Below are 22,821 nucleotides of genomic sequence, written 5' to 3'. Positions count from 1 at the left end.
GGACACGGCGGCCCGCTTCGCGCTGTCCCTGCTCAGGGCCGGGTAGCCGCCGCCGCGAGGGGTCGTTTGACCACCGAGGGGGGGCGGTGGTCACACGAGGAGGCTCGTTGTCACCATGACCAGCTTGCCGACCGGCGAGGAGAAGCGAGGCGGCGGCAAGCTGGTCATGATTTCTGTTTCTGTAGCCCGAGGTCTGGGCATGGAGCCGAATGCCCGCCGTCGGGACGAAATACGTTCGCAGCCCTGCCCGCAACGACAACTCGGGAAAGGTCGGCGCCCGCGAACGCGAGCGGCGCCACACGCTGGTCGATCAGGTTCGGTGGGCGGTCCGTCGCACGATTTTCATCGTGAGGGAGATCGGATCCGGTGGACCTCAACACCATCACCGAAGTCATCCGGCGGCGCCCTCGGAAAGTGACGAACAGAATCTGGACGCTGCCCTGACCTGACGTGCCTACCGGACCCCGTCGGTCAGGTTCACCGTGGCCGTCGCCGGGCAACCGGCGTCACTCCCCCTTGTCCGCCAGCGCCTGCGTGATGCGGTCGGAGGCGCGCCGGGCCTCCGTCGCCGGGTCGGATCCGGTGAGGACCTTCGTCATATAGGCCTTGATGGGGTTGTCGGCCTCGACGGCGGCCCACTGGGGCGAGGAGGGTGTGGCCCGGCCCCGCGCGGCGCCCGCCGCCATGGCCGCGACCCCTTCCTGGCCCGCCACCGCGCCGGCGAGGGTGGTCTTGTTCGGCACATAGTTCATCGTGCGGGCCAGCTCGGTCTGCCACTTGGCGCCTGCGAGTGCCGCGACGACGGCGGTGGCGCCCGGACGGTCGTCCGTGTTCGTCGGTACGACGAGGTCGGAGCCGCCGGTGAAGACCGCTCCGGGTGCCGCGGCCGTCTTGCCGGGCACCGGGAAGAACCCCAGCTCGTCCTTGAGGGCGGGGTTGGTTCGCTCGATGGCCTGGACGAGCCCGGGCACGGCCACGACCTGGGCGACCCTCCCCTTGGCGAACACCCCGGCCTGCGGCGGGTGTTCCTCGTCGCCGTCCGCGGGCCCGTCACCGAGTGCCTGCAGACGCCGGTAGAAGTCCATGCCCCGCAGCGCGGCCGGTGTCTGCAGTGTGCCCTTCCAGTTCCCGGCGGAAGACTTCTCGGCGAGGTCGCCGCCCTCGTCCCAGATGAACCCGGCGAGGGTGTACCAGTCCTGTCCGGCCAGGTAAATGCCTTGGATGCCAGCCGAGTTGAGCCGAGCGGTGTCCGCGATCCACTGGTCGCGGGTCTTCGGCGGCCCGTCGATCCCGGCCTGTGCGAACAGGTCCTTGCGGTAGATGACGACGCGGTTGGCCGCGTACCAGGGGATGCCGAACTGGCGGGCGCCGATGCGGCCGGGTTCCGCGAGGCCGGGCAGCCAGTCGTTCATGCCCCAGTCGCGCATCGATTCGAGGGTCAGGTCGCTCAGTCCGCCCCCTTCCACGTACTGCGCGACCTGGGTGTTGCCGACCTCGATGACGTCGGGACCGCTCTTGTCACCCTGCTTGAGCGCTGCTTGGACCTTCTCCCCGATCCCGGTCCACTCCTGGATGCGAATGTTCAGCCGGAGGTCACCGTGGGTGCGCTCGAAGTCCCCGGTGAACCGCTTCAGGAACTCCTTCGAGGCGCTGTCCTTCATCAGCCACACCGTGACGGTCCGCCGCTCGGCCCCGCCCTCCGGCAGGACACCGCAGGCGGTGAGGAGGGAGGCGGTGACACATACGACGGCGAGGAGGCGATGTCTCACGAGGGGTCCTGTTCTGTCTTGCGGACAGGGGCAAGGGGCCCGACGTGGGGGACGAGCTCGACGCTCGTACGGGTGTTCTGGATTTTGGTATGGACCAATCGGGTGAGTCAAGGGCGACGGCATCTCGCGGACCGCCGCGCCGTGGGGCACCGTGGAATGACGCGTGGCACACCCGCCACGGCGCGCGTGGCACACCCGCCACGGCGGAGAGGAGCACCCGCATGTCCGAGAACACCTACCGGGTCACCGAGATCGTCGGGACTTCCCACGAGGGCGTCGACCAGGCCATCCGCAACGGGGTCACCCGCGCCTCGCAGACCTTGCGCAACCTCGACTGGTTCGAGGTCACGCAGGTCAGGGGGCAGATCGAGAACGGTCAGATCGAGCACTACCAGGTCGGCCTGAAGGTCGGCTTCCGCCTGGACGAGGGCGACTGACCTCTCTGAACCCAGTGCCCGCTCTGGACCCGGTGACCTCTCGGGACCAGGTGACTCTCGGGGCCCGGTGCCCCCTCGGGACCAGGCGACCTCTCTGAACCCGGTGACCCCTCAGGTCCGCCCTTCCCGCTGCTGCGCGTCCTTCAGCGCCGCGCTCGTGGCCGCCCAGCGCGCCCGTACGACCTTGAAGCCCGCCCGTTCCGCGTCCTCGCAGACGAGTTCGTCGTCGTCCACGAGGACGCGGATCTCGCGGTCACGGGCCAGTCGGCGGAGGATCTCCAGCTTGGTGCGGCGGGCGGGCCTGCGGTCGTCGTTGCGCCGCATCCAGATGCGCCCCTCCGGCAGGCCCTGCGCGGCCAGCCAGTCCTCGGTGTCCCGGCGGCACCGTTCGGGGCGGCCGGTGAGGTAGACGACCTCGCACTCCTCCGCGCTCTTCAACGCCAGCGTGATGCCCTCGGCCAGCGGCGTGTCCTGTGGTGCGGCGGCGAAGAACCCGTCCCAGTCGCGCGGCTTCCGCTCCAGGAACCGCTGACGGTGCGCGGTGTCCGCGAGGGTGCCGTCCAGGTCGAACACGGCGAGTGGTCTGCTGCTCTTCTCCTTCACCCGCACCACCCTAGACAGGACCGGGCACGCCCCGCCGACACGGCCGGGCATCTCATGCCGACACGGCCGGGTATCTCATGCCGACACGGCCCGGTACGCCCCGCGCGCCGCGGTGCCGATCCCCGTGTGAACGCGTCCAACTTCCGCCCCCTCGGGCCCTGTTCACCTCACCCGGCAAGCCCTTACCGTAATGCCTCGCACAGCATGTCGTACAGCATTCGATATATCGAACGACAGGGTGGCGGAGGGACGCCGCCGCCCATCCCTTTCGGCCGGCCCGGTGACCGGACCAAGGAGAGCCGCACATGATCACACCTGACAGGCTGTCACGCCCCGAAGCCATCGCGGCGGGGCCTGCTCCGTGCGCTGGTCGCGCTGCCCGCCACCGCACTGGTCCTCGGCGAACTGCCCGGCCTGCTCGGCTCGGCCGCGGCGGCGGCACCCTCCCGGGGTCACGCCAGCCGCTACACCATCGTGCCGTTCTCGAACAGCGACGACGGCACCGTCGACGTCTACGAGTCGGACGACTCCACCGACTTCCGGCTCCTGAAGACCGCCGCGTACACGCCACCGAGCAACCGCATCCGCGACGCCGGCGTGTTCCGGCACACCGACGGCTACTACTACCTCACCTACACCACGCACACCTGGCAGGACGTCAGCACCACCATCGGCTTCGCCCCCGGCTCCGACCGGGTCAACTGGACTTTCCTGTACGACTACACGGTCCCGATCGCCGATCTGTCCCGCGCGTGGGCGCCCGAGTGGTTCGTGGACGGCGACGGCAGTTCCAGTCGGGCAGCTATCCCACCCGCTTCTGGCAGGAGCAGTACAACTACCCGGGCTCGTACCTGCGCCACCACGACCACCAGCTCCGGGTGGACGCGGCGGACGGCACCGGCCGCTTCCGCCAGGACGGCTCCTTCGCCCCCGTCACGGCCTGGGCATGACCGCCACCCCCGCTGACAAGGAGATTCGTATGCGCCACGGCTCCGGCCCCCTCCGACCGTCCCGGCGCGGTGTGCTGGGGGCGATGGCCGCCCTGACCGCGGGGGTGCCTCTCGGCGCCCCGGCCGCCCGCGCCGCGACCGCGACCGCGTATGTGATGGGCTACTTCACCGAGTCCCCGAACGGCACCGGCTCGGACTACGGCCTCCATCTGGCCGTCAGCACCGACTCGCTCCAGTGGACCCCGCTGAACCAGAACAACCCCGTCGTGACCCCGACCGCAGGCACCGGCGGCCTGCGCGACCCGTTCATCCTGCGCAGGCAGGACGGCACGTTCGTGGTGCTCGCCACCGACCTCTTGGGCACCGACTGGAGCCAGCAGAGCCAGTACATCCACGTCTGGGACTCCACCGACCTGCGCTCCTTCACCGGCTACCGCCGGCTGAAGCTGCACGACATGGCCACCCACAGCTGGGCGCCGGAGGCGTACTGGGACGCGGGACGGGGGCAGTACGGGATCATCTACTCGGCCGTCAACTCCAGTGGCCACAACGTCATCATGGTGAACCACACGACCGACTTCGTGACGGCGTCGGCCGCGCAGGTCTTCTTCGACCCCGGCTACGACGTGATCGACGGCGACCTGGCCGTCGGCGTGAGCGGGGTGAACTACCTGTACTTCAAGAAGGACCAGACTCTGGTGGGCGCCAAGTCCACCTCCCTGGACCCGGGCAGCTTCACCGTGTTCAGTACCCCGGTCTCGCACGGCGGCACCGAGGCCCCGATCCTCGTGAAGTCCCAGGCGTCCGGCGCCTGGTACCTCTGGGGAGACACCTATACGCCGAACGGCGTCTTCTACGCCTGGCAGAGCACCGACCTCGCCGCCGGCACCTGGGCCGCGGTCGACCAGCGCCTGTACACCCAGCCGCTCAACTCCAAGCACGCCACCATCCAGCCGATCACGACGACCGAGTACACCAACCTCGTCGCGAAGTGGGGCACTCCGGCCTGGAACCGGCTCAAGTCGTACAACTACCCGGCGCGTTACGTCCGCCACTCCAACTACATCGGACGCATCGACGAGTACCCCTTCGACCCGTACACCGACTCCGAGTGGAAGCTCGTGCCGGGCCTCGCGGACAGCGCGGGCGTGTCCTTCCAGTTGGTCAACCACCCAACCCGCCACCTGCGGCACTACGACTACCAGCTGCGGCTGGACGTCAACGACGGCACGACGACGTTCGCGCAGGACGCCACGTTCTACCGGACGGCGGGCCTCGCCGACACCGCATGGTCGTCCTTCCGCTCCTACAACAACCCGGACCGATACATCCGGCACGCGAACTACGTCCTGCGCATCGACCCCCTCTCCACCAGCACCGACAAGGCCGACGCCACGTTCTCGGTCGGCTACTGACCGCACCCTCGCCCCAGGAGACACCCCCCATGTCACCTCTCCGCAGAGTCCTCGCCTGTCTGGCCGCGGCAACAGCCGCTCTCGGCGGGCTCGCGGCGACCGCTCCCGCCGCGGCCGCCGCCGACTCGGGCACCTTCAGCGTGCTCACCTACAACGTCGCCGGACTGCCGGAATCGCTGTCCAGCGCCTCGACACCGCGGGACACGAGCACCACCGAGATCGGCCGACGCACAGCCCCGTACGACATCGTCGACGTCCAGGAGGACTTCAACTACCACGCGTACCTGTACTCCACGGACACCCACCCCTACCGCACGGCGACCAGCGGCGGCGCGGGCGTGGGCAGCGGCCTCAACACCGTCTCCGCCTACGCCTGGGACGGCGACGACTTCGAGCGCGTGCGCTGGAACGACTGCCAGTACGACTCGGGCGACTGCCTGACCCCCAAGGGCTTCACCTTCATGCGCGAGCGCCTGGCCGAGGGCGTCTACGTGGACTTCTACAACCTCCACACCAACGCCGGCACCAACGACGGCGACCTTGCGGCGCGCGCCGCCAACCTCGCCCAGCTGACGTCGTTCATCGACACCCACTCGGCGGGCAACGCCGTCGTCGTGATGGGTGACACCAACACGCGCTACACCCGCTCCGGCGACACGATCGCCGAGTTCGCCGCCGCGGGCGGTCTCACCGACGCCTGGGTCGAGCTGATCCGCGACGGCACCCCGCCCGCCAAGGGCAGCGACGCGCTGGTGTGCGACCAGACCGGCGCCACGGTGCCCAACACCTGCGAGGTCGTCGACAAGGTCCTCTACCGCGGCAGCAAGCTGGTGACGCTCGACGCGACCTCGTACAACAACGAGCACGCCAGGTTCCTGACCGCCGACGGGCTCATGCTCTCCGACCACGACCCGATCACGGTCGGCTTCACCTGGTCACGCAACTCCGCCTTCCAGCTCAGCGACCAGTTCGGCGGCCCGCACGGGGACTACTTCAACGACATCGACAGCGTGCCGCCCGCCGCCCGGGCCACCACCGTCTCGCTGCGCAGCGGTTCGCGCGTCGACCAGTTGGGCCTGACGCTGAGCAACGGCACCACGCTGGCGCACGGGGGCACCGGCGGCACTCCCTCGTCCCTCACCCTCGGCAGCGGCGAGTACATCACCTCGGCCCGGCTGTGCGAGGGCGTGAAGGACAGCCACACCAGGATTTTCTACGCGAAGTTCACCACCAACCTCGGCAACAGCCTGGCGGGCGGCACGACGACCTCGGACTGCGTGACCCGTACCGCTCCGCCCGGCCGGCAGATCGCCGGCTTCCACGGCCGTACGGGGGACGAGGTCGACAAGATCGGCTTCATCTACACCCAGCGCTGAGCGGACGGCAGGGAGCCCGTGTCCCGCCGCGTGGTCGTACGCGGCGGGACACGGGCCGGTCGGCTCAACCAGCTGACGAACAGCTCACGAACAGCTCACGAAGAAAGCCATTCGGTGGCGTTCAGGGCGAGCGCGGCGTTGGTCGCGCCGGTGTCGTTCCAGCCGTCGTACAGCGTGTTGCCGGACTGGCCGGTGCCGTCGTCGATCGGCGAACTGTCGCCCCAGAAGGCGACCTTGCCGCTGCCGAAGGTGCTCGTCGCGAAGAACGCGCCGGTGTTGCCGGAGTAACCGGACCGGTAGAGCAGGCCCTTGACGGCCGAGTTGTCGGCGGGCTTGAGGGTGGCCGTCGTACCACTGGCGATCAGGCTCTTCGTCACCGTGCCGAACGAGCCGTGCAGGACCGCGTTGGTGCTGTCGGAGATCGCCGCCGGGTAACCGGAGCTGATGCTCAGCGAGTCGACGGAGAAGCCGAACGGGTCGGTGCTGTCGACGCTGTTGTTGGTCATCAGGTCGTTGAGGATCTCGACCGCGTCATAGCCGTCGTTGTTGCGGTCGGCGCCCGTGTGGTCGGAGATCATGAACAGACCGCCGCCGTTCTTCACGAACGTCATGATCGCGGTCTTCTCGGCCGTGGTGAACAGCGTGTTGGGCTCGGGCAGGACCAGGGTGTCGAACTTGGACAGGTCGGTCGCAGCCGTACCGCCGTACGTCAGCTTGGAGCCCGAAGGCAGCGTGTCCAGCGAGTAGGTGCCGGTCTTCTGCAGGGCCACGCCCCAGGAGGACAGGGCGCCGGTCCAGTCCTTCTCGGCGGACGGGGTGGAGTCCTGGCCGAGCGGGTCGGGCTGGCTGGTGGAGATGATCCAGTCCGCGTTGCCCGCCGTCTCGGCGTGGCCGTTGTCGAACAGGACCCGGTGGGTGGTCGCCGCGTGCGCCGGGGACGCGGTGGACGTCTGGAGCGCGGCACCCGTGAGCAGCAGGCCGAGCGCGGTCAGCGCGGTGGCGAGTCTGTGACGGGGCTTCGTGGGGGTGAGCATCCGACATTCCTCCATGGGTGGGGGGACGGGGGAAAAGGCGGTGCGGGCGCCGGTCTTCGCGCGTAGAACGGCCGTTGGACAACTGCCGCTCAGTACAAGGTTGGACGGTACACACAAGATCACGGTCACCGGGAGGCCCTCCGGTGAATTCTCAGAGACCTCTCACCTTGCTCCCCAACTGTCACACGGGGCACATGAGTTGACGCGCGATCAGGATGCGTCGGCGAGCCAGGGCCTGACCTGCTTGCGCGCCTCGTGGAGGCGGGACTTGAGCGTGCCGAGCGGGATGCCGACCCGCTCGGCCACCTCCGCGTACTCCAGCTGGCAGATGTCCCGGTATACCAGCGGCGCCACCAGGTGCGGGTGTTCCCGCTCCAGGCGCTCCAGCGCCTCCAGGAGGTCGACCCGGGAACCGGCGATGACGCTCGTGGTACGCGGATCGACCTGTTGTGACGCGTCGATCGCGACCGGCTGCTCGGCCGCTCGCCGCTTCAGCTCGCGGTACTTCTGCCGGGCACAGTTGGCGACGACCGTGTAGAGCCAGGTGCTGAAGCGGCTGCGGCCCTCGAAGGTGGTGATCTTCCGGGCCACCTGGAGGAGGACGTCCTGGGCCGCCTCCTCGGCGTCCTCACGACAGGGCAGGAAGCGTCCGCAGCGCCGAACGACCTCGGGCTGGACCTTCTGGAGCAGAGCGTTCAGCGCCGCCCCGTCACCGGCGGCCGCACGCAGAGCGAGCTCCTCGGTCTCCGCCGCGTCCTGCACTGGGTGCTCCCCTCGGTGTCGATGTGAGGCCAGGCATGATAGTCGCATGCACTCCCTGGAGCGGATCGGCCGCTACCGTCTGGACCGGCGCCTGGGCGCGGGCGGCTTCGGCGTGGTCTGGCTCGCCCACGACGACGTGCTGGAGGCCACCGTCGCGGTGAAGGTGCTGTCGGAGAACTGGGTCGATCACCTGGACATCCGCGAGCGCTTCCTCTCCGAGGCACGGCTGCTGCGCCGCGCCGACTCCAACCGGGTCGTCCAGGTCTACGACATCGGGGAACTGCCGGACGGCAGGCCGTACTTCGTCATGGAATACGCCGACGGTGGCACCCTCGCCGACCGGATCGAGGCCGGTCCGCTGCCCGTAGTGGAGGCCCTGCGGCTGACGGCCCTCGCGGCCCGGGGGGCGGCCGCGCTGCACGAGGCCGGCATCGTGCACCGGGACATCAAGCCGTCCAACGTGCTGCTGCGCACCTCGTCCGGTGGCTCCGACCGTGTGCTGCTGGCGGACCTGGGCCTCGCCAAGAGCCTGGCCCAGGCGTCCGGGCTCACCATGGCGGCGGGTTCCGCGGGCTACACGCCGCCCGAGCAGGCCGCGCCGGGATCCGGGATCGACGCCCGGGCCGACGTGTACAGCCTGGGCGCCCTCGGCTACCACCTCGTCACCGGCACGGTCCCCGGGCCGCCCGGCAAGGTCGTACGGCCCGACCGGCTCCGTACGGACCTGGCCCCCGACGTCCAGCGTGCGCTGCTGCGCGCCATGGAACCCGATCGCGAGCGGCGCTGGCCCACGGCGGGCGGTTTCGCCGCGGAGCTGGAGCGACTGGCCGGGCTCGGTGCCACTCCCCCGCCTCCTCGGCGCCGTCGGCGGGTGCTGATCACGGTGCTTGCCGCCGCCGTCGTGGCGGGCGCCGCCGGCGTCACCGCCGCGGTCATGACGCGCGAGCCCGCCACCAAGACCCTCCGGGTCGAGGACAGCACCGGCCGGATCACGGCCGAGGTGCCCACCGCGTGGGGCCGCCAGTTGCGCGATTCCGGATGGAATCCGAAGGCTCTCGGCCTGAAGGACGCGAAGGAGCCCGGCCTCGCCGTCGCGGACGACCTCACGAAGTGGCAGAACCTCGGCGCGGGCGTCAACGGAACCTTCATCGGCCTGAGCGAACACGGCGACGTCACGGCCAGGGTCCGCGCGATCGCCCACGCCGGATGCCATGACGACGGCAGCCGCCCCTACACCGGCACCCGCTGGCACGGCCTGATACGCACCTGGGACCACTGTCCGGGAAGCCGCGGCTCCCTCACGGAGGCGGCCCTGACTCCGGCGGGCGGCGCCGGGCAGCAGCCGCAGGTGTACGTCCAGATCCGCCAGGACGGCGGTGACCGCGCCGCGGTCGACCGCGTCCTCGCGTCCGTACGGGTCGGAGCCTGACAGGTGTCGGTCGTACGGGCCGGATTCCGGTACGCATCGGGCCGTACGGCCAGGAGCCGGGCCGGCAAGGAGCGAGGCCGGTGGAATTTCCCGCCGATCCCGCGAACTTTTCCGTGTCCGACGGCATCGGAGACTGATGACGGGGCACAACGCGCCGTGCGCACGCGTCAGGGCGCGTGCGGTGATTCTCAAGGAGTGGTGACATGGCGACCTTCCGACCCGGCGCGGCGGACCTCGACCGGCTCGGCGCGGTTCCCGCATCCCGCACATCACGTCCCGCCCGGCGGGCGACGCTGCTCGCGGGCATCGCGCTGCTGGGACTGCTCACCGGCTGCGGTACCGAGAACAACGGCGCCGGTACGCCGCAGAAGCTGCCCGGCACGGCCGAGCCGGCCTCCGACGGCGTGACCACGGACGCCGGTGCGAGCACCCCGGCGAGCCCGACCGGCGGGGCCACTTCCAGCTCCGGCTCCAGCTCCGCCTCCGCCGGATCCGGTACGTCGTCGGGAGCGGCCTCCGCCTCCGCCGCGACCGGCACCCGCTGCCACACCTCCGAGCTGCGCGCGTCGGTCGGGAACAACGACCCGGGCGCGGGGCAGGAGAACTTCCCCGTCGTCCTGACCAACAGCTCCGGACGCACCTGCACCGTGCGCGGCTACCCCGGGGCGGCGTTCATCGACGCGTCCGGCAAGCAGTTGGGCCCCGACCCGCAGCGCTCCTCGGGCACGCCGACGACCATCACACTGGCGCCCGGGCAGAGCGCGTGGGCCGGCCTGACGTTCTCCAACCCCGAGATCAGCGGCGCCCATACGGCGACGCCCGCCTCGCTCCTCGTCACCCCGCCCGACGAGAAGGCCTCGCTCAAGGTGAAGTGGACGCAGGGCAAGGTGCCCGTGTCCGGCAACGCGTCTTCGGTGTCCTTGACGGTCGTCCGCGCGGGCACCGGCGTCTGAGGCGGGCCCGCCCGCACGGGTGCGCTGGGCGCCCCAGCCCGCACTCCCCCGCCCGCACCCCCAGCCCGCACTCCCCCGCCCCGCCGCCTGCCGCACAGGCCGGCGGGGCTCTTCGTGCGTGCCGCGCGATGACCGCGTACGTCAGCCGGGCGCTTGCCGCTTGCGGCCCTTACCGCCTGCCGGGCGTGACCGCGTACGTCGGTCTGTCGCCCTACCGCCTGCCGGGGAGTGACCACGTACGTCGGTCTGTCGCCCTACCGCCTGCCGGGCGGTGACCACACAGGTCAGCCCGACGGGGGCGGCGCGGGGCCCTTCCCTCCCGTCCGTCCGCGACACGGCCCCGCAGGTCAGCCGGGTTTGTCACGGAACAGCAACACGTCCCGGTTCCCGCGATCTTTTCCGGAACTCCCGCCCATCCAACCGGTCGACGCGCCCCGCGGGACGCGTCTCACGGGGACGCGAGTTCGGCCGCCAGGCCGCAACCGTGCCGAGGAACCGACGAACTGGGGAACGATCATGAGCGGCATCTCACGCAGGCGGCTGCTGGCGGCGACGGCATCGACGGGCGCGCTGGGCGCGCTCTCCGCCTGCTCCTCCCCGGGCTGGTCCGTCGAGGGCGGCGGCGCGGACGGCAGTGCGCGCGGCAAGGGAACGGAGCAGGCCCGGCCGGCCAAGCTGATCGGCGACGGGTCCACCGCCGACACCGGGGCGCAGCCCCGGCAGCCGAAGGCGGAGCGGCTGAAGCAGGGCGAGCGCCCGCCGCAGTTCGTGGTCTTCTCCTGGGACGGCGCGGGCGAGCTCAGCAATCAGCTGTTCTCCCGCTTTCGCAAGGTCGCGGCCTCGCACGGCGCCTCGATGACGTTCTTCCTGAGCGGTATCTACACGCTGCCCGAGTCGAAGAAGCATCTGTACAGCCCGCCGCAGCACCCCGTCGGCGCGTCCGCCATCGGCTACCTCGCCGACCGGCACATCCACGCCACGCTCCAGCAGGTGCGCGCCGCCTGGCTGGAGGGCCACGAGATAGGCACCCACTTCAACGGCCACTTCTGCGGCGCGAACGGAGTCCGCCGCTGGTCGTCGGCCGAGTGGCGCAGCGAGATCGACCAGGCGATGCGTTTCGTGACCGAGTGGAAGACCAACACGGGCTTCACCGACCTCGATCCGCTGCCCTTCGACTACGGCAAGGAGCTGACGGGCGGCCGCACCCCGTGTCTGGAGGGCCAGGCGGCCCTCCTGCCCACCGCCGCCGAACTCGGCTGGAAGTACGACGCCAGCTCACCCGGCGGCCTGCAGATGTGGCCCGACAAGGTGCAGGGCGGCAGGATCTGGGACTTCCCGCTCCAGTCGATTCCCTTCTCCGGCCACTCCTTCCAAGTCCTGTCGATGGACTACAACATGATGGCCAACCAGTCCGCGGCCGACCCCCGGGGCGACCGATCCCAGTACGACACCTGGCGCGCCCAGGCCCGCGACACCTACCTCGCCGGTTTCCGCCGCGCCTACCAGAGCAATCGCGCGCCCTTCTTCGTCGGCAACCACTTCGAGCGGTGGAACGGCGGCATCTACATGGACGCGGTCGAGGAGGCCGTCGAGCGGATCGCCGCGTACGACGACGTACGCATGGTCTCCTTCCGGCAGCTCGTGGAGTGGCTGGAGGCCCAGGACCCGGCGGTGCTGCGGAAGTTGCGCACGCTCGCTCCCGGACAGTCGCCTCTCGGCGGCTGGGCGGAGTTCCTGGGAGGCACAGGCGCGGCGGGTTCTCCTTCGGGCGCGACCGGGTCCTGACGATTCACCGGTGGCCGCCGTGTCCTCCCCCGTCCCCGGAGCCGTAGCCGCCAGAGCCATATCCGGAGCCGTACTGCCCGCCGCTCGGGCAGTAGGAGTAATAGGGGTAATAGCAGTAGCCGTACGTCGGGGCGGTGGACGACGGACTCGGCCGCGGTGCCGGCGACGGGGGCGTCGAGGGCTTGTGCGTGGCGGTCGGCGACGGAGTCCTGGACGCCTTGGGCGGGGCCGGGGTCGCGGGCGCCGTGGATTCGGCGGAGGAGTCCCAGTTGACCACTTCCAGCTGGAGCGACGGCTTGGAGGTGTCGAGGGTCCAGTGCTGGGCGGCCTCGTCCTTGCGGAGTTTGAGGACCAGCGCCGCCTCGGCCTTGGTGGAGGCGGGGGCGAGGGCCAGGTCCTGGTTCCAGCGCGGTACCAGCGTGCCCTGGAGGGTGAAGTCGTAGCGCACGTTCTTGGTCTCCGGCTGCGACTCGCCGGAGCAGGGGGCCAGGGGGACCGAGTAGCCCAGGTGGGAGTCGAGGCAGAGGTCGGGGTCGGTGGCGTCGCGCAGCAGCCCGTCCGCCTCGTACGACCATTGCAGGGCCGATTTCGAGGTGCAGGCGGTCAGTTCGGTCTCCACGCCCTTCGCGGGCTTCGTGCCGACGATGCCGATGCACAGCCCGGTCGCGGTGTTGCGCAGCCGGCCCCGCGCGGTGCCGTTCGGCTGCCCGCCGGTGCCGATCCAGGACGGGTTCGCGCCGGGCACGGTCCCCGAGCCGGAACTGGGTGCTTCCGAGGAACCGTTGCCGTCGGCCATGCCGCCCGTGTGGTCGGAGTTCGAGCCGGCCGCCCACAGCACCAGCGGGACGAGGATCAGCGTGCTCACGGTCAGCACGCCGAGGGCGACGTTCCGGCGGCGCGGGGCACGTCGGGGGGCCTTGTGCGTGCCGGCCCGGTGGGTGGCGCCCCGGTGCGCCGGCGGACGGGACGCGGCGGGCGCCTGGCCGCGCGGCGCGGTGGCCGTGGAACCGGCGGGAGCGCTCGGCGGGTGAGGGGCTGTCGCCGGTGGGGTGAACTCTCCGGGCGGGGCGGTCCGTACGGACGTCGTGGCGCCCCCGTCGGACTCGCACTGTTCCGTCACCTCCACGATCGTGGTGGCGCGTCCCGGGCGGGTTTCAAGGTAGGCGCGTGCGCCCCAGCCGAGCACGGCTTCGGCCAGTGGGAGGGCGAGTTGACCGTTGAACTGGTTCAACTGGTCGGCCGTGTACCGGCAGTGCCCGCACCGGTCCATGTGGCGCCGCAGGTCGCGGTCGAGGGCGACGCCGCCGCGCCGGAAGGACACGTCGAGCATGCGGTGGTAGCGGTGGCACTCCTGCTCGGGGGCGAGTTCACGGTGGATTTCCAGGCAGCCCTCGCGCAGCCGTTCGCGGGCCCGGCGCAGTTCTGTCGGTGCGTCCTCGATGTCGAGGCCCAACAGGGCTGCGGGAAGCTCCAGTTGTTCGGCCTCGGCCTCCACGTGCCAGAGCAGGCAGCGGGCGGGCTCCGGAAGTCGCTGGAACGCCCGGGAGAGCAGGCGTCTGCCCTCCCGTGGAAGGAGTCGCGCGGCGGCCCGGTCCTCGCTGTCCGAGCCGGCGAGCAGCTCGGGGTGGAGCAGTTCGCGCCGCTGGTCCGTGAGCCATTCGGCGGCTATGCGGCGCACGGTGACCAGCAGCTGCGGCCGCCAGGCGGACGTCGGCCCGGTCTGCCGCAGCGCTGCCCCGAACAGGCGGGTGAATGAGGCCGTGGTGAGCATTCCGGCGGGACGGACGCCGTGGGTGCACAGCCGGGCGTAAGAGAAGACCGCTTCCCAGTGGCGGTCGAGGAGTTCCCCGACGGGATAGTGCGCGGGCGTGTTCCCCGAGCTCTTCTTCAGGTCTGCCGCGAGCCGCTCATCGGAGACATCGAACAAGCGAGCGGGGTTGGGGAAATGAGACAGGGTTGCGTCATTCACGTCCGCTTTCCTCCCAAAGGTAACGCAGGAATTAGTCCATACCAATGGGTATGTAGACCGCCCGACAAAGCGAGGGACGGACTACCCATGGGGGGTTGCGCCACGAACGGCCGCCTACGGCAGCTCTCTTGAAGCAAGGGGCGTACGGGCGCGCCGCACGCGTACAGAAGGAAGCGAAATTGTCTGCACGCCGACAAGGCACACCTTTGCACAGGGCACCGAGCCGGAACAAGCGATCTCGCCGATTTCCCTTTCGCCTGGCCGGCACGAATATTGACTGGACGTCACCCGAGCGCGCGCAAATGAAATTCGGATTCCCGTGGCCGCCACGAACCGGTACAGAACTCACCACATTGGAAGCGCTCTTTCACGACAAGTTCTCGTAGCGCACGGATCAACGGGTGGACGGGGAGAGCCCGCCGGTCGGCGTCCAGCGGGCGCGGTCGGCGGAGAGGGCACCGATGACGGCGAGAAGCCCAAGGCGCCCCGTCCCGCCCGGGAACTCAGTGCCCACTGATCGCCCGCGGCGTATACGGCCGCTCCAGCTCCTCGATCTCCTTCTCCGTCAGCTCCAGGGCGAGGGCGGCCACCGCGTCCTCGACGTGGTGGGGCTTGGTGGCGCCGACGATGGGCGCGGTCACGGTGCTCTGGTGCAGCAGCCAGGCCAGAGCGACCCGCGCGCGGGGCACGTCACGTTCGGCGGCGATCCGGGCGACGGCGTCGACGATCTCCCGGTCGCCGTCCCGGTAGAGGTTCCTGCCGAACTCGTCGGTCCGGCTGCGCGCCGTGGTCGCGTCCCAGTCCCGGGTGAGGCGCCCGCGGGCGAGCGGGCTCCAGGGCAGTACGCCGACGCCCTGGTCCTCGCAGAGCGGCAGCATCTCCCGCTCCTCCTCGCGGTAGAGGAGGTTGTAGTGGTTCTGCATGGAGACGAACCGCGTCCAGCCGTTCAGCCGGGCCGTGTACTGCGCCTTGGAGAACTGCCAGGCGTACATCGAACTCGCCCCGATGTAACGGGCCTTGCCCGCCTTGACCACGTCGTGCAGGGCCTCCATCGTCTCCTCGACGGGGGTGGCGGGGTCGTAGCGGTGGATCTGGTAGAGGTCGACATAGTCGGTGCCCAGCCGGCGCAGGCTGTTGTCGATCTCCGTCATGATCGCCTTGCGGGACAGGCCGCGGCCGTTGGGGCCGTCGTGCATCGCGCCGTTCACCTTGCTGGCGATGACGATCTCGTCGCGGCGCGCGAGGTCGGCGAGCACCCGGCCCACGATCTCCTCGCTGGTCCCGTCGGAGTACACGTTCGCCGTGTCGAAGAAGGTGATCCCGGCCTCCAACGCCTGGCGGATCAGCGGGCGTGACGCCTCCTCGTCGAGGGTCCACTCGTGGACGCCACGGCCGGGAAGACCGAAACTCATGCAGCCCAGGCAGATCCGGGAGACGTCCAGGCCCGTCGAACCGAGCTTCACGTACTCCATGCTCACTCCTGCTCTCGCTCGCTTGGGTGGGGCACTCCGACGACTGATCCTTGCCCGCCCGGTGCGCCGCGAAGCACTCCGCGGCGCGGCGTCACCCGCGCCGACTGCCGCCGCGAGGGCCCTGCCCCATCGCTGGGGACGCGCCGAGAGCCGCCCCGCAAGCACCTACCCCACCGGACGAAACCGCCGAGAGCCACCCCGCAGGCACCCACCCCACCGGCGGGGAATCTTGCCGCCCCCAAGGCGTTGAACCACCTGTGAGCTCTGTGATCGCGGGAACCCGCTTCTCCGTACTCGACCGCTCGCGCACCCGCGAGGGGCACGAGGCGCCCGAGGCGCTGCGCGACACCATACGGCTGGCTCAGGACCTGGAGCGGCTCGGCTACCACCGGATCTGGGTATCTGAGCACCACGGCGTTCCCGGCGTCGCCGGGTCCGCGCCCACCGTGCTGGCCGCCGCGGTCGCCGCCGCCACCCGGACGATCCGGGTCGGCACCGGCGGTGTGATGCTGCCGAACCACCAACCCCTGGTCGTGGCCGAGCAGTTCGGCGTACTGGAGTCGCTGTTCCCGGGGCGGATCGACATGGGTCTGGGGCGTTCCGTCGGCTTCACGGACGGTGTGCGCAAGGCGCTCGGGCGGGACAAGGACGTCGCCGACGACTTCGCGACGCAGCTCGACGAACTGCTCGGCTGGTTCCGCGGGACGTCTCCGACCGGTGCGCACGCGCGCCCCGCGGAGGGCCTGGCCGTACCGCCCTTCGTGCTCGCCATGGGCGAGGGCGCCACGATCGCGGCGCGGGCCGGCCTCCCGATGGTCATCGGGGACCTCAGGAACCGGGAGAAGATGCTGCGCGGCATCGACCACTACCGGGCGACCTTCCGGCCGTCCGTCTGGGCGCGGGAGCCGTACGTCGTCGTCTCGGGCACCGTCGCGGTGGCCGCGAGCCCGGCCAAGGCACGCCGTCTACTGCTCCCGGAGGCCTGGTCGATGGCGTACTCGCGTACGCACGGCACGTTCCCGCCCCTGCCGCCCGCCGAGCGCGTCGAGGCCCTCGCCATGACCGCCAAGGAGCGCGGCTTCTACGAGTCCGGTCTGAGCGGCCAGCTCGCGGGCACCGAGGAGGAGGTCGCGCACGAGCTGGAGACGGTGATCAAGGAGTCGGGCGCCCAGGAGGTACTCGTCACCACCAGTACGTACGACCGCGACGCCCTCCTGGACTCCTACCGGAGACTCGCCGGGGTCGCGGGACTGACCGGGGTCGCGACCGGCTGAGTGTGCTGCTCGCGCTGGGCCCAGCGGACCGCCCGCGGCGCCGCCAGCCCCGTGACGGCGAACAGTGCTCCCACGACGTACCACCCGGGGCGCCCCCAGGTGATGCAGAGCGAGATGAGCAGGCCCGGTCCGAGGGCCTCGGCAAGGGCCGCACCGAGGCCGAACACCCCCAGGTACTGGCCGGTGGCGTGCTTCGGGGCGAGGGCGAAGGACACCTCGAAGCCCGCGGCGGAGTGCCACAACTCGCCGATCGTATGGATCACCACCGCGATCAGGAGCAGCGCGGCGGCAGTCCACGCCGGTATCCCCGCGGCCAGTGAGATCAGCGAGCAGGAGATGAGGAAGGCCGCGCCCGACCGGCGGTAGGCGACTGCGCCTGCCGTGGGGGAATCGATGTTCCGGCTGGCGCGCACCTGAAAGGCGATGACCATGACGGTGCAGGTGAGCATGGTGCCCGAGATGAGCCAGCGCGGGGCGGTGGTGGCCGTGACCAGCCAGAGGGGAATGGCCACCGTGAGCACCTTGAACTGGATGGCCATGATGCCGTCGAGGGCGGTGAGCAGCAGATAGGGGCGGTCCCGGAGGGCGATCCAGCGGGGGCCGCCGACGGCGGGCCCCGGGGTGACCGCAGGCAGGCGGACGAGGACCGCCGCGGCGGCCGCGAAGCCGATCGCGTTGCCGATGACCAGGAGGTGGTAGGCGGTGAGGGTGCCCACCTGGACGAGCCGGCCCGCAAGCAGGGCACCGAGCGAGATGCCGACGTTGGTCACGGCCCGCAGATAGGCGCGGAATTCCTGCGGCCGGTCGCCTCCGTAGTGCCTGATGAGCGGAGCGCGCGCGGCGAGTCCGGCGGCCTTCGCCCCGGTGGCCGTGCAGACCGCGAGGACGAACGGCCAGAAGCTCTCCGCGAGCACGAAGCCGGCCGTCGCCACCGCCTGGACGACCAGAGTGGTCGCGTAGACACCGCGCGCGCCGTACCTGTCCGCGAGGTGACCGGCGGCGACGCCCAGGGCGAGCGAGACGAACCCGGCGATGCCGAGTCCGAGACCCACCTGGCTCGCCGGAAGGTGCACCGCCTGCGTGAAGTACAGGACCCCGGCGGTCAGGTAGAGGCCGCTGCCTACGGTGTAGACGAAGTTCGAGACGGCGAGGACGCGCTGCGGTCCCGCATCCGGCATCAGTCGGGGCATGTCGTGGCTCCGCGGTCAGGGCGGGTTCGGTAAGGGCCGGACCAGCTTGTTGCACATTACTTGCAATAGCAAGAGCCTTGCGATTAGTCGTGGCTTGTATCGTGGGCACCGCCCCGAACCCGCAGGAGTACCGCCCCATGCCCAGTCCCCACGACTCGTACGTCCGCGTACGGGGCGCCCGCGAGCACAACCTTCAGGGCGTGGACGTCGACATCCCGCGTGACGTTCTCGCGGTGTTCACAGGCGTCTCCGGCTCGGGCAAGTCCTCGCTGGCCTTCGGGACGATCTACGCGGAGGCGCAACGGCGCTACTTCGAGTCGGTCGCCCCCTACGCGCGGCGGTTGATCCACCAGGTCGGCGCGCCGAAGGTAGGGGAGATCACCGGGCTGCCGCCCGCGGTGTCGCTGCAGCAGCGCCGGGCGGCGCCCACGTCGCGCTCGTCCGTCGGTACGGTCACCAATCTGTCCAACTCGCTGCGCATGCTGTTCTCGCGGGCGGGCGACTATCCGGAGGGCGCCGAGCGGCTCGACTCGGACGCGTTCTCGCCCAACACGGCGGCCGGCGCCTGTCCCGAGTGCCATGGGCTCGGGCAAGTGCACCGTACGACCGAGGAGTTGCTCGTCCCGGATCCCGCGCTGTCGATCCGCGACGGGGCGATCGCCGCGTGGCCGGGCGCCTGGCAGGGCAAGAACCTGCGGGACATCCTCGACACCCTCGGGTACGACGTGGACCGGCCCTGGCACGAGCTGCCCGCCGGGACACGGGAGTGGATTCTCTTCACGGACGAGCAGCCGGTCGTCACCGTGCACCCGGTGCGGGACGCGGACCGCATCCAACGCCCTTACCAGGGTACGTACATGAGCGCCCGGCACTATGTCATGAAGACCTTCTCGGACACCAAGAGCGCGACGCTCAGGGCGAAGGCGGAGCGGTTCCTCACCAGCGCTCCGTGTCCGGTGTGCGGCGGCAGCCGGCTGCGTCCCGAGGCGCTGGCGGTGACGTTCGCGGGCCGGACCATCGCCGAACTGGCCGCGCTGCCCCTGGTGGAGCTGTCCCGCACGCTGCACGGGTCCACGGAGGCCGCCCGCGTCCTCACCGACGACCTCAGATCCCGTATCGAGCCCGTCGTCGAGCTGGGTCTCGGCTATCTGAGCCTCGACCGGGCCACCCCGACGCTCTCCCCGGGCGAACTCCAGCGGCTGCGCCTGGCCACCCAGTTGCGCTCCGGCCTCTTCGGCGTCGTGTACGTCCTCGACGAGCCGTCCGCCGGACTGCACCCGGCGGACACGGAGGCCCTGCTCACCGTCCTGGAGCGGTTGAAGTCGGCGGGGAACTCGGTGTTCGTCGTGGAGCACCACCTCGATGTCGTCCGGGGTGCCGACTGGCTCGTCGACGTCGGTCCGCGCGCCGGTGAACACGGCGGGCGCGTGCTGCACAGCGGTCCGGTCGCGGAGCTGGAGCGCGTCGCGGAGTCCGCGACGGCGCGGTTCCTTTTCGACCGCTCCCCCGCTCCGGTCCGCGAAGTCCGTTCCCCCAGCGGCCAGTTGAAGGTCGGTCCAGTCACCCGGCACAACCTGCGCGCAGTCACCGCCGAGTTCCCGCTCGGGGTGTTCACCGCGGTCACCGGTGTCTCGGGTTCCGGCAAGTCCACGCTGGTCGGCGAGGTGACCGAGGACCTGCCGGGCGTCGGGCGTCTCGTCACGGTCGACCAGAAGCCCATCGGCCGTACCCCGCGCTCGAACCTGGCGACGTACACGGGACTCTTCGACGTCGTGCGCAAGGTCTTCGCCGCGACGGACGAGGCGCGTCAGCGCGGCTACGGCGTCGGACGGTTCTCCTTCAACGTCGCCGGGGGCCGCTGCGAGACCTGTCAGGGCGAGGGTTTCGTCAGTGTGGAGCTGCTGTTCCTGCCCAGCACCTACGCTCCGTGCCCGGACTGCGGCGGGGCGCGCTACAACCCCGAGACGCTCGAAGTGACGTACCGGGGACGGAACATCGCGCAGGTCCTGGACCTGACGGTGGAGGCGGCGGCACGGTTCTTCGCCGAGACGGACACCCCGGCCGTCGCGCGCAGCCTGACCACGCTCCTCGACGTGGGCCTCGGCTATCTGCGACTCGGCCAGCCCGCCACCGAGTTGTCCGGTGGCGAGGCACAACGCATCAAGCTGGCCACCGAGTTGCAGCGGGTCCGCCGCGGGCACACCTTCTACCTGCTCGACGAGCCGACGACGGGTCTGCACCCCGCCGACGTCGAGGTGCTGACGCGCCAGCTGCACGGTCTGGTCGACGCGGGCCACACCGTCGTGGTCGTGGAGCACGACATGGCGGTCGTCACGGGCGCCGACTGGGTGATCGACCTGGGCCCGGGCGGGGGCGACGCGGGCGGGCGGATCGTCGCGGCGGGCCCTCCGGGCGAGGTGGCGCGAGCGGAGGGCAGCACGACGGCTCCGTATCTCGCCCGCGCGCTCGCTCGCACACCCTGAGCGCCTCCTTTCCGGCCCACACCGGGGACACGGGCTCGCCCTGGAAGCGGATCACGTCCGCGACGCGGGGGCTCGCGCGAAGCCGGGGTGTCCCGCGTCCTGCGGGTGAGGGTCGCCCTGCGCCGCTCGGGCAAGGTCGCGCCGGTCGGTGTGATCGCCCGGCGCGAGCGCGGGCAGCACCTGTACCTCGGCGACCAGCGCGCGGGCCGATACGACCCGCCACACGGAGGCCGGCAGCGAGTCGCTCCCGACGAACGCGGGCGCGGTACTCGCCGTTCCGCCGACCAGCCGGTAGTGGAGGCGTACGGGCTGGACGGGCACGTCGGCGTCGAGCGCGGCCTGGAAGACGGCCCGCCGGAAGTGTCCCTGGGCTCGGCCGCACCAGGTGCTGCCCTCGGGGAAGGCCACGACGGCCGCCCCGTCGCGCAGGGCGTCCGCGATCCGCCGCACCGTGCCGGGCAGGGCGCGCAGCCGGTCGCGGTCGATGAACAGGGTGCCGCCGCGGGCGGCCACCGGGCCGGCCACGGGCCAGCCGCGCACCTCGGACTTGGCGAGCATCCGGGCCGGCCGGACGGCGGCGAGCAGGGGGATGTCCAGCCACGAGATGTGGTTGGCGACGATCAGCAGTCCGCCGGTGGGCGCGGCGGCACCGGTGAACCGCATCCGTACACCCGCGGCACGCACCACGGCCCGGCACCAGCGACGGATCAACCGGTCGCGCACCGTCGCCCGCAGCCGTCCGACGAGCGGGCACGACGCCACCCCGACGAGGACCAACGCGAGGACGGCGACCAGCCGCGGCACGGCGCGCGGCACGGCGGCCCAGGACGCCGTGGACTCCACGCAGGTGTGCGGCGAGCAGGGCGCTGTGGGCAGCCAGGCACTGGTCGGCCGGTCGGCGAGAGCGGCGGGAACCGCGACGGCCCGCGCCGCCCCGCTCAGGGCTCCGGTGGCGGGAAGCACCGCCACGCCCGGCCCCCCACCGAGGCGGGGGCGCCGCGGGACCGCGAGGCGCGGCGCTCCGATGCGTGCCGCTCCGCTCCGGGGCGCGCTCATCACGCCGGGACGAGCGAGAGGAAGTGCCGCAGATAGCGCGGGTCGACCCGGCGCATCGACAGCAGGACGTACAGGTCGGCGACGCCGAAGTCGGGGTCGTGGGCCGGCCGCCCGCACACCCAGGCACCGAGGCGGAGGTAGCCGCGCAGCAGCGGCGGAAGCTCGGTGCGCCCGGGACGGGCGACGCCCTCCGCGCTCCAGGGCAGCAGCGGACGTACCCGGTACTCCTCGGGTGCCAGGTGCTTGGCCTGAACGCGGTCCCAGGTCCCGGCCGCGAGCGCGCCGCCGTCGCCCAGCGGAATCGAGCAGCAGCCCGCGAGCCACTCGTGGCCGCCGTCGACCATGTACCGCGCTATCCCGGCCCAGATGAGCCCGATGACCGCGCCGTCGCGGTGGTCGGGGTGCACGCAGGAGCGGCCCACCTCGACGAGCCCGGAGCGGATTGCGGCCAGCGGACCGAGATCGAACTCGCCCTCCGAGTACAGCCGTCCGGCGATCGCGGCCCGTTCGGGCGGCAGCAACCGGTAGGTGCCGACGACCTGGCCGCTCACCGTGTCGCGGACCAGCAGGTGGTCGCAGTACGCGTCGAAGGGGTCGATGTCGAGGCCCGGCTGCGGGGTGGCCAAAAGGGCGCCCATCTCGCCGGCGAAGACGTCGTGCCGCAGCTGCTGGGCGGCCCGCACGTCGGCCTCGTCGCGGGCGAGGGTGACGGTGTAGCGGCTCGGGGCCACGGGCTGTGGGGGGCTGTCGAGGGTGGAAACGCCGGTCATGGCACTCTCCTGGTCACGGGCCGGTTCGGCGGTGCGGCGGCAGACCGTGTCGGTGCGGTCTGTGCGCTCCTGTTCTTCCGACGCCGGTTGGCGT

18 protein-coding genes and 1 pseudogene are annotated in these 22,821 nt (G+C 71.1%); 10 read left to right on the top strand and 9 right to left on the bottom strand.

From position 1 onward, the window contains the following. Positions 1 to 506: 506 nt before the first annotated feature. Positions 507 to 1,769, bottom strand: coding sequence for an extracellular solute-binding protein (locus ACFVXA_RS20025; protein ID WP_390025855.1), 1,263 nt, complete (start codon positions 1,767 to 1,769; stop codon positions 507 to 509). Positions 1,770 to 1,990: 221 nt separating this feature from the next. Between ACFVXA_RS20025 and ACFVXA_RS20020 the strand changes: the two genes are divergently transcribed. Then, positions 1,991 to 2,206, top strand: coding sequence for a dodecin (locus tag ACFVXA_RS20020; RefSeq protein WP_362023035.1), 216 nt, complete (start codon positions 1,991 to 1,993; stop codon positions 2,204 to 2,206). 111 nt (positions 2,207 to 2,317) lie between these two features. Here the strand turns inward: ACFVXA_RS20020 and ACFVXA_RS20015 are convergent, their stop codons facing one another. Beyond that, complete coding sequence (locus tag ACFVXA_RS20015) at positions 2,318 to 2,860, bottom strand: hypothetical protein (protein ID WP_390025853.1); 543 nt, start codon at positions 2,858 to 2,860, stop codon at positions 2,318 to 2,320. Between the two features lie 264 nt (positions 2,861 to 3,124). Here ACFVXA_RS20015 and ACFVXA_RS20010 point away from each other — a divergent pair. The 4 genes and pseudogenes from ACFVXA_RS20010 to ACFVXA_RS19995 all read left to right on the top strand — a co-directional run. Beyond that, a pseudogene (locus ACFVXA_RS20010) lies at positions 3,125 to 3,602 on the top strand (arabinofuranosidase); the annotation flags it as partial. After that, positions 3,562 to 3,759, top strand: a complete 198-nt coding sequence (locus tag ACFVXA_RS20005) for an AbfB domain-containing protein (protein ID WP_389759029.1) — start codon at positions 3,562 to 3,564, stop codon at positions 3,757 to 3,759. The pseudogene ACFVXA_RS20010 and the gene ACFVXA_RS20005, both read left to right, overlap by 41 nt. Before the next feature lie 29 nt (positions 3,760 to 3,788). Beyond that, complete coding sequence (locus ACFVXA_RS20000) at positions 3,789 to 5,174, top strand: glycoside hydrolase family 43 protein (RefSeq protein ID WP_390025878.1); 1,386 nt, start codon at positions 3,789 to 3,791, stop codon at positions 5,172 to 5,174. A 29-nt stretch (positions 5,175 to 5,203) separates the two neighbouring features. Beyond that, positions 5,204 to 6,550: a jacalin-like lectin gene (locus ACFVXA_RS19995; protein WP_390025851.1), complete on the top strand. Its 1,347-nt coding sequence runs from the start codon at positions 5,204 to 5,206 to the stop codon at positions 6,548 to 6,550. 95 nt (positions 6,551 to 6,645) lie between these two features. Here ACFVXA_RS19995 and ACFVXA_RS19990 read toward each other — a convergent pair whose 3' ends face one another. Together ACFVXA_RS19990 and ACFVXA_RS19985 are read right to left on the bottom strand one after the other, a co-directional pair. After that, positions 6,646 to 7,584 (bottom strand): hydrolase, encoded by a 939-nt coding sequence (locus ACFVXA_RS19990; RefSeq protein ID WP_384398987.1) that lies wholly within the window; start codon positions 7,582 to 7,584, stop codon positions 6,646 to 6,648. 210 nt (positions 7,585 to 7,794) lie between these two features. Continuing rightward, positions 7,795 to 8,346, bottom strand: coding sequence for an RNA polymerase sigma factor (locus ACFVXA_RS19985; protein WP_362023044.1), 552 nt, complete (start codon positions 8,344 to 8,346; stop codon positions 7,795 to 7,797). 46 nt (positions 8,347 to 8,392) lie between these two features. Here ACFVXA_RS19985 and ACFVXA_RS19980 point away from each other — a divergent pair, with 46 nt between their 5' ends. From ACFVXA_RS19980 to ACFVXA_RS19970, 3 genes are all read left to right on the top strand, one after another. Then, positions 8,393 to 9,775: a serine/threonine-protein kinase gene (locus ACFVXA_RS19980; RefSeq protein WP_389466841.1), complete on the top strand. Its 1,383-nt coding sequence runs from the start codon at positions 8,393 to 8,395 to the stop codon at positions 9,773 to 9,775. A gap of 203 nt (positions 9,776 to 9,978) precedes the next feature. Next, entirely contained in the window at positions 9,979 to 10,728 is a 750-nt protein-coding gene (locus ACFVXA_RS19975; protein ID WP_389748827.1) for a DUF4232 domain-containing protein, read from the top strand. Between the two features lie 516 nt (positions 10,729 to 11,244). Next, positions 11,245 to 12,513 (top strand): hypothetical protein, encoded by a 1,269-nt coding sequence (locus tag ACFVXA_RS19970; RefSeq protein WP_390025849.1) that lies wholly within the window; start codon positions 11,245 to 11,247, stop codon positions 12,511 to 12,513. Between the two features lie 4 nt (positions 12,514 to 12,517). Here the strand turns inward: ACFVXA_RS19970 and ACFVXA_RS19965 are convergent, their stop codons facing one another. Continuing rightward, complete coding sequence (locus ACFVXA_RS19965) at positions 12,518 to 14,440, bottom strand: ricin-type beta-trefoil lectin domain protein (protein WP_390025847.1); 1,923 nt, start codon at positions 14,438 to 14,440, stop codon at positions 12,518 to 12,520. Positions 14,441 to 14,985: 545 nt separating this feature from the next. Further along, positions 14,986 to 15,954 carry an aldo/keto reductase gene (locus ACFVXA_RS19960; RefSeq protein ID WP_362023059.1) on the bottom strand — a complete coding sequence of 323 codons (969 nt, stop codon included), beginning with the start codon at positions 15,952 to 15,954 and terminating at the stop codon, positions 14,986 to 14,988. A 257-nt stretch (positions 15,955 to 16,211) separates the two neighbouring features. Here ACFVXA_RS19960 and ACFVXA_RS19955 point away from each other — a divergent pair, with 257 nt between their 5' ends. Then, positions 16,212 to 17,228 carry an LLM class flavin-dependent oxidoreductase gene (locus ACFVXA_RS19955; protein WP_390025845.1) on the top strand — a complete coding sequence of 339 codons (1,017 nt, stop codon included), beginning with the start codon at positions 16,212 to 16,214 and terminating at the stop codon, positions 17,226 to 17,228. Here the strand turns inward: ACFVXA_RS19955 and ACFVXA_RS19950 are convergent. Beyond that, positions 17,177 to 18,418, bottom strand: coding sequence for an MFS transporter (locus tag ACFVXA_RS19950; RefSeq protein ID WP_390025843.1), 1,242 nt, complete (start codon positions 18,416 to 18,418; stop codon positions 17,177 to 17,179). The genes ACFVXA_RS19955 and ACFVXA_RS19950 overlap by 52 nt on opposite strands. 137 nt (positions 18,419 to 18,555) lie before the next feature. On the opposite strand from ACFVXA_RS19950, the gene ACFVXA_RS19945 reads away from it, so the two are divergent. After that, a complete protein-coding gene (locus ACFVXA_RS19945; RefSeq protein WP_390025841.1) occupies positions 18,556 to 20,901 on the top strand; it encodes an ATP-binding cassette domain-containing protein in 2,346 nt (781 codons plus the stop codon). A 51-nt stretch (positions 20,902 to 20,952) separates the two neighbouring features. Here the strand turns inward: ACFVXA_RS19945 and ACFVXA_RS19940 are convergent, their stop codons facing one another. Continuing rightward, the gene (locus ACFVXA_RS19940; RefSeq protein ID WP_362023320.1) at positions 20,953 to 21,843 is read right to left on the bottom strand and encodes a lysophospholipid acyltransferase family protein; all 891 of its coding nucleotides are present in this window, start codon (positions 21,841 to 21,843) and stop codon (positions 20,953 to 20,955) included. 113 nt (positions 21,844 to 21,956) lie between these two features. Further along, positions 21,957 to 22,727 (bottom strand): GNAT family N-acetyltransferase, encoded by a 771-nt coding sequence (locus ACFVXA_RS19935; RefSeq protein WP_384398993.1) that lies wholly within the window; start codon positions 22,725 to 22,727, stop codon positions 21,957 to 21,959. Between the last annotated feature and the right edge of the window lie 94 nt (positions 22,728 to 22,821).

The organism is Streptomyces sp. NPDC058246 (assembly GCF_042881985.1).
GTDB lineage: Bacteria > Actinomycetota > Actinomycetes > Streptomycetales > Streptomycetaceae > Streptomyces.
Note: the sequence above shows the minus strand (reverse complement) of the source record. Positions and strands in the feature narration are given on the sequence as shown.